Annotated in this window: 7 protein-coding genes; 4 read left to right on the top strand and 3 right to left on the bottom strand. The window is 45.6% G+C overall.

Going from position 1 to position 5,272, the window contains the following annotated elements:
- Nucleotides 1-75: 75 nt before the first annotated feature.
- Complete coding sequence (locus ACOJS8_RS24115; protein WP_420151118.1) at nt 76-567, bottom strand: hypothetical protein; 492 nt, start codon at nt 565-567, stop codon at nt 76-78.
- Between the two features lie 251 nt (nt 568-818).
- Here ACOJS8_RS24115 and ACOJS8_RS24110 point away from each other — a divergent pair, with 251 nt between their 5' ends.
- The 3 genes from ACOJS8_RS24110 to ACOJS8_RS24100 all read left to right on the top strand — a co-directional run bounded on the left by ACOJS8_RS24110 (nt 819) and on the right by ACOJS8_RS24100 (nt 3,525).
- Entirely contained in the window at nt 819-1,160 is a 342-nt protein-coding gene (locus ACOJS8_RS24110) for a hypothetical protein (RefSeq protein WP_420151117.1), read from the top strand.
- An 87-nt stretch (nt 1,161-1,247) separates the two neighbouring features.
- Nucleotides 1,248-2,708 carry a Gfo/Idh/MocA family protein gene (locus ACOJS8_RS24105; RefSeq protein ID WP_420151116.1) on the top strand — a complete coding sequence of 487 codons (1,461 nt, stop codon included), beginning with the start codon at nt 1,248-1,250 and terminating at the stop codon, nt 2,706-2,708.
- Between the two features lie 394 nt (nt 2,709-3,102).
- Nucleotides 3,103-3,525 (top strand): RNA polymerase sigma factor, encoded by a 423-nt coding sequence (locus ACOJS8_RS24100; RefSeq protein WP_420151115.1) that lies wholly within the window; start codon nt 3,103-3,105, stop codon nt 3,523-3,525.
- A 33-nt stretch (nt 3,526-3,558) separates the two neighbouring features.
- On the opposite strand, the gene ACOJS8_RS24095 is transcribed toward ACOJS8_RS24100, so the two are convergent.
- Both ACOJS8_RS24095 and ACOJS8_RS24090 read right to left on the bottom strand, forming a co-directional pair.
- Nucleotides 3,559-3,798: a hypothetical protein gene (locus ACOJS8_RS24095; RefSeq protein ID WP_420151114.1), complete on the bottom strand. Its 240-nt coding sequence runs from the start codon at nt 3,796-3,798 to the stop codon at nt 3,559-3,561.
- A 214-nt stretch (nt 3,799-4,012) separates the two neighbouring features.
- The gene (locus ACOJS8_RS24090; protein WP_420151113.1) at nt 4,013-4,234 is read right to left on the bottom strand and encodes a hypothetical protein; all 222 of its coding nucleotides are present in this window, start codon (nt 4,232-4,234) and stop codon (nt 4,013-4,015) included.
- 173 nt (nt 4,235-4,407) lie between these two features.
- Here ACOJS8_RS24090 and ACOJS8_RS24085 point away from each other — a divergent pair, with 173 nt between their 5' ends.
- Nucleotides 4,408-5,205 carry an SDR family oxidoreductase gene (locus ACOJS8_RS24085; protein ID WP_420151112.1) on the top strand — a complete coding sequence of 266 codons (798 nt, stop codon included), beginning with the start codon at nt 4,408-4,410 and terminating at the stop codon, nt 5,203-5,205.
- Nucleotides 5,206-5,272 lie beyond the last annotated feature (67 nt).

The following is a 5,272-nucleotide window of genomic DNA, read 5'->3' as shown; positions in this document are numbered from 1 at the left end:
CACCTGCGATTTAAGAAGCTGCAATTCAGCCTGTAATTTTTCGCGCTCGATTTGCTGATAGGCCTGCTGTTTGAGTTACCAGACTTTAACTAACCGGATCGCAGCCGCAAAGCCGCCGATTGTAGTGCCTCCGCGCATACCACCCATCATGGCCGCAACAAACGAATTTCTGACAGCGGGCGCACCTACGCATATACGTGCCGGGTCCACTACGTATATGGAAAGCAAGGCCGAACAGACAGCTGTACCAAGAACGATAGCGATAAGTGCAACCACCGCCCAGCCGTAACGACCCCTGAACAGAAAGCGAGGCATGAGCCAGTAAATAATGCTATACGTGAATAACATGTGGGCTGGCATAAACAGCAGCGCATCGAGAGCCGCCATACTAAATCCCTTCAGAAAGGCCACAGGCCAGGGTACGCCTTGCCGTAGTAAATGGTTGGCCGGAAGAAAAGAATACGTTATCGTAAAAAATAGCGTCCAGATTAGCCAGAATAACCCATGCCGGGCCAGCCGCTGACGAGGTTGGTTGGAGAAGACGAATTCGCTATTCAGACGTTGCATACATCAGCCGATTGCTTACCCGAATATAGACAAACGAGCAGGCTTGACCTACCAATAGTCTTGTTTATCGACAGACGACGGGCTTTTATCGCTGAATGGCGTTTTTTGGAGAGAAAAGGCGTTGATAGACAGTTATATGACGTATAGCTATGGACGGATGCTACGTAGCGAAAACCTAAGCGGAGAGTTCCGTGTGTTTCTACTTTTGAATCAGTTATCGACTAATCGTAAACACACAAATCAAGCATACCATGAACGCACTCTCTCAAATCCGTCTGGCTGTAGCGGCCGTTTTATGTATAGCAGCTTCGTTTACAGCACAAGCCCAGACAAAGAAAGAAAGTCTGGCGCCCCACGAAGGATTTTGGGTGGTTGAATCAACACCTAAAAACCGCCAGTGTACAGTACGTTTTTACACAAACGACCAGAAATTGATTTACGAAGAAACAATGAATCGTAAGTTAAATATCAACTTTAAACAGACCAAACGCCAGTTGAATGCAGCTTTGGAACAGGCCATGTTTGTCTGGAATGCTACGTATAAAGTGCCTACCGACCGCCAGTGGGTAGCTGTCCAGTTTGACAAGCGATAGATAGTCCGATACGTGTATCTGTTAATGGTGTGGGTAAATTATTTCGTACGATCGCTTTGATACGTATCACATAATTACTCACTCTTCATGCAATCCAACAGACGTACATTTATAAAGAGCTTGTCGGCGGCTTCGGCACTGGTGGCTACGGAAAGCATCGCTAAGCCATTTGGCTTTCCGGCTTACATTCCGAACCTGAAGAAGATTGCGCCAAATGATAAGATCCGAATCGCCACCATCGGAATGGGCATTCAGGGCAACTATGATACGCAGGCCGCACTACGTAATCCCGACGTTGAACTGGTTGGTGTAGCTGATTTATACACGGGCCGGCTCGAACACGCGAAAACAGCTTTCGGTAAAGACAAAGAACTCTTTACAACCCGCGACTACCGTGAAGTTCTGGCTCGCCCAGACGTTGATGCGGTCCTGGTTGTTACGCCTGATCACTGGCACGATCATATCACCATTGCAGCACTGAAAGCCGGGAAACACGTTTATTGTGAGAAACCGATGGTGCAGCACCTCAACGAAGGCAAGGCGGTGATTGACGCCTGGAAAAAGTCGGGCAAAACCATGCAGGTGGGTAGCCAGCGGATCAGCAGCGCAGCGTTTCAGGAGGCTAAACGACTGGTGCAGGCAGGCGACATAGGAGCCATTAATTATATTGAGTCGAATAACGACCGGTTTAATGCAATTGGAGCCTGGAACTACTCTGTGCCGCCCGATGCTTCGCCCCAGACGGTTGATTGGGACCGATTCCTGGGTGATGCTCCGAAGAGACCGTTTGATGCTACCCGATTTTTCCGCTGGCGGAACTATAAAGACTATGGCACAGGCGTAGCGGGCGATTTGTTCGTACATCTTATTACGGGTGTGCACTTCGTGACCAATACGCTGGGACCAACGCGGATTTTCTCGTCCGGCAATCTGGCCTACTGGAAAGATGGGCGTGACGTTCCTGACGTAATGTCGTGTATTATGGATTATCCTAAAACCGACAAGCATGAGGCTTTCCAGATGGTACTACGTGTCAATTTTGCCAACGCGGGTAAGATCAGCAACGTAACGCGTATTATTGGCAACGAAGGACAGATTGAATTTTCGGAGGACAATCTCATTATGACCAAAAAGAAACTGCCTATTGCGCCAGGTTATGGCAATTACGACAGCTTCTTTACGTTCACAGAGCCTGTACAGCAGGAATTTGTGAAGCAATACGATGCGAAGTACCCGCCTGATACACGTACGGCAGAACCTGTAAAAGAAGTGAAGTTTAGCGCTCCGAAAGATGACGACGCGCATGCCAAGCATTTCGGCGACTTTTTCACAAATGTTCGAAACGGAAGTCAGGGAACAATCGAAGATCCTGTGTTTGGCTTCCGGGCTGCTGCACCCGTTTTAGCCTGTAACGAAAGTTATTTCGAGCAAAAAGTTGTGTATTGGGACCCCGTCACAATGACCCAGAAGGGCCCTGCAAAAACCAGTGCGCCTTCTTCCAAAAAGAAAACGCTTGCTTCCGCAAAAACTACATCTAAAAAATCATAATTAATGACATAAATAATCTTCCTGAGTAGACACCTGCGGTGTCTACTCAGGAAGATTATTTATGTGTGACGTAAGGTTGGGAAAGGCTGATTAATAAACTTGCCTTGTAAACGATCTTCTGAAAACTGAAAACAAAGTGTGCCGCTTAGTAAATTTAATTATATTTAAACAGTCTACTTCTAATCTATTGATGTACATACATTGTATTTAGAAATAGATTTACACAAAATATTATCTATTGCCCTTCATCTTGACCTAAATGTAATCTTTTGTGCGGAAAAGTAATTTGACAGACGAAGAAACGATTCGGCAGTATCTTTCTGAGCATCCTAATCAGTGTTTCGAGACGCTTTATGAACGTTACGTCTCGAAAGTGTATCAGCGCTGTCTGTATATGACTAAAGATACAGAAAAAGCTCAAGACTTTACCCACGATATCTTCATGAAAGCTTTCAGTAAACTGGACGACTTTCAGCAGCGATCAAGCTTTTCTACCTGGCTGAATTCGATTGCGAATAACTACTGCTCAGATCAGCTTCGAATAGCAAAACGATTAAATACCACCCCTATAGATACCAGTCTGGAAGACAGCATTACAGATTCCAGGGAATCTTTAGCTGAAGAGGAAAGTCTGGAGCGGGTACGCCAGGCTATGGGAAGCCTAGCGCCTTCGGAACAGCTTTTATTACGTCAGAAGTACGAGGAAGGTATGAGTATCGAGGCTCTAGCGCAGCTGTACAACATAAAGGTGAGTGCAGTAAAGATGCGACTAAAGAGAAGCCGAGATCGGGTTCAGCAAATCTATAACCAGCTTTGACGAGCTGCCACCCCGATACGACTCACTAAATGGTTATTGCTGAGACTCGAAAATAGCCATCGCTTTATCGATTATTTCATCATCTACTCCATCTACGGTCAGTTCATTATCATTTTCGACGTTGCTGACAACGGTAACCGTATCCATATCTAAACTGGGGTCTGCTAAAAAAAGCGCAGCCCGGAATCGTTCTTCAATCCGTCGGTTCAGTGCATCGTTAACATTATGCGTGAGCTCGTGAGCCAATTCAATTTCTTTTTCGCTGTTACTCATAATTATTGAATAGTTAGTAAACAAAGATTTTAGTTTGCTCCATAAGCGAAATGGACGCACAATCTAAAAAGAACTTACTTAAAAAATGGAATTTTTGCGCAAAAAATACATTGGATGGTAAGTTTGACAAATGTTAAACTAGTCATAATTGGTGATGTTTAGTGATCTATGCTATGGTCTAAGCCTATAACGCCTGTAAGAAACACTAAGGTCACTACAGTTCTTCAGCGGCCAGGCGAATCATTTTGCCTTCGTCATTCCAGTACAAACACGATTTTCCATCCTCGCCTGCCAGCGCCAGTGTTAGGCCGTGTTCTTCAGCATAATGATCCATTTGCGACCGGACGTCTACTATTTCCTCATATGGCACTACTACGCGCTTGACAATACCATAGGCAGGTCCAGTCCAGAGCGTTAACGTTATCTGCGCTTTCATGACTGTTGTTATTTGAGCGTACTCTCAGTTGAACAGTTACCGTTTTACGAATAATCCTACTTAATCTATGTCCTAAACTCAAACAATCAGGGCATGTTTCGTATAATTGACAGGCTCTTCTGTAAAATCAACTGATCGAAATGCATCTCACGACTTATTAAATCGTTTCTGCCATGTCATTTTCTAATTCTGTCATCTGGATTACAGGAGCCTCATCAGGGATTGGTGAAGCTATCGCTATTGAACTGGCAAAGGGACAGAATGTCAAACTGATTTTATCCGCCCGGAATGAAGAAGCCCTGCAGCAGGTGGCTGAGCGGACCACGTTGCCTGCATCCAATGTACTGGTACTGCCAATGGATATGCGTGAGGTACGTAGCATGAATGAACACGTAGCGCAGGTTCTACAGCAGTTCAATCGGATTGATTATGTATTTCAGAATGCGGGTGTTACACAGCGAAGTTCGGTAGTCGAGACAGACCTTGCTGTGTATCAGCAACTAATGGATATTAATTTTTTGGGTGCAGTGGCACTTACTAAAGCCGTTTTGCCTCATATGCTAACTCAGAAGAGCGGCCATTTCGTCGTTACCAGCAGTGTGGCGGGTAAATTAGGTACCAAACAGCGGTCTGGTTACTGCGCGAGTAAGCACGCGCTGCATGGCTTTTTTGATTCGCTTCGGGCTGAAACGTATCATGCTGGTCTGCGTGTGACTATGGCTTGTCCCGGCTATATCCGCACCGATATTTCGATGAATGCTCTTGATGCCAGCGGCAGGAAACACGGTAAGATGGACGAAAATCAGCTGAATGGGATTCGCCCGGAAGAGTATGCCGAAAAACTGTTAAGAGCCGTATCCCAACAAAAAGAAGAAGTTTATATAGGTGGCAGAGAGATTGCAGGCATTTATCTAAAACGATTTCTGCCGGGTGTACTCTCCAGACTGCTACGAAATCGGGATGCAACGTAGCACTTCACTACGCCCTGAGCGCTAGATTCGGGACGTAGTGAAGCGTTATATATTTCTACTTTCCACT

The organism is Spirosoma sp. (genome assembly GCF_048594605.1).
Classification (GTDB): Bacteria; Bacteroidota; Bacteroidia; order Cytophagales; family Spirosomataceae; genus Spirosoma.
This window is presented reverse-complemented; position numbering and strand designations above follow the sequence as displayed.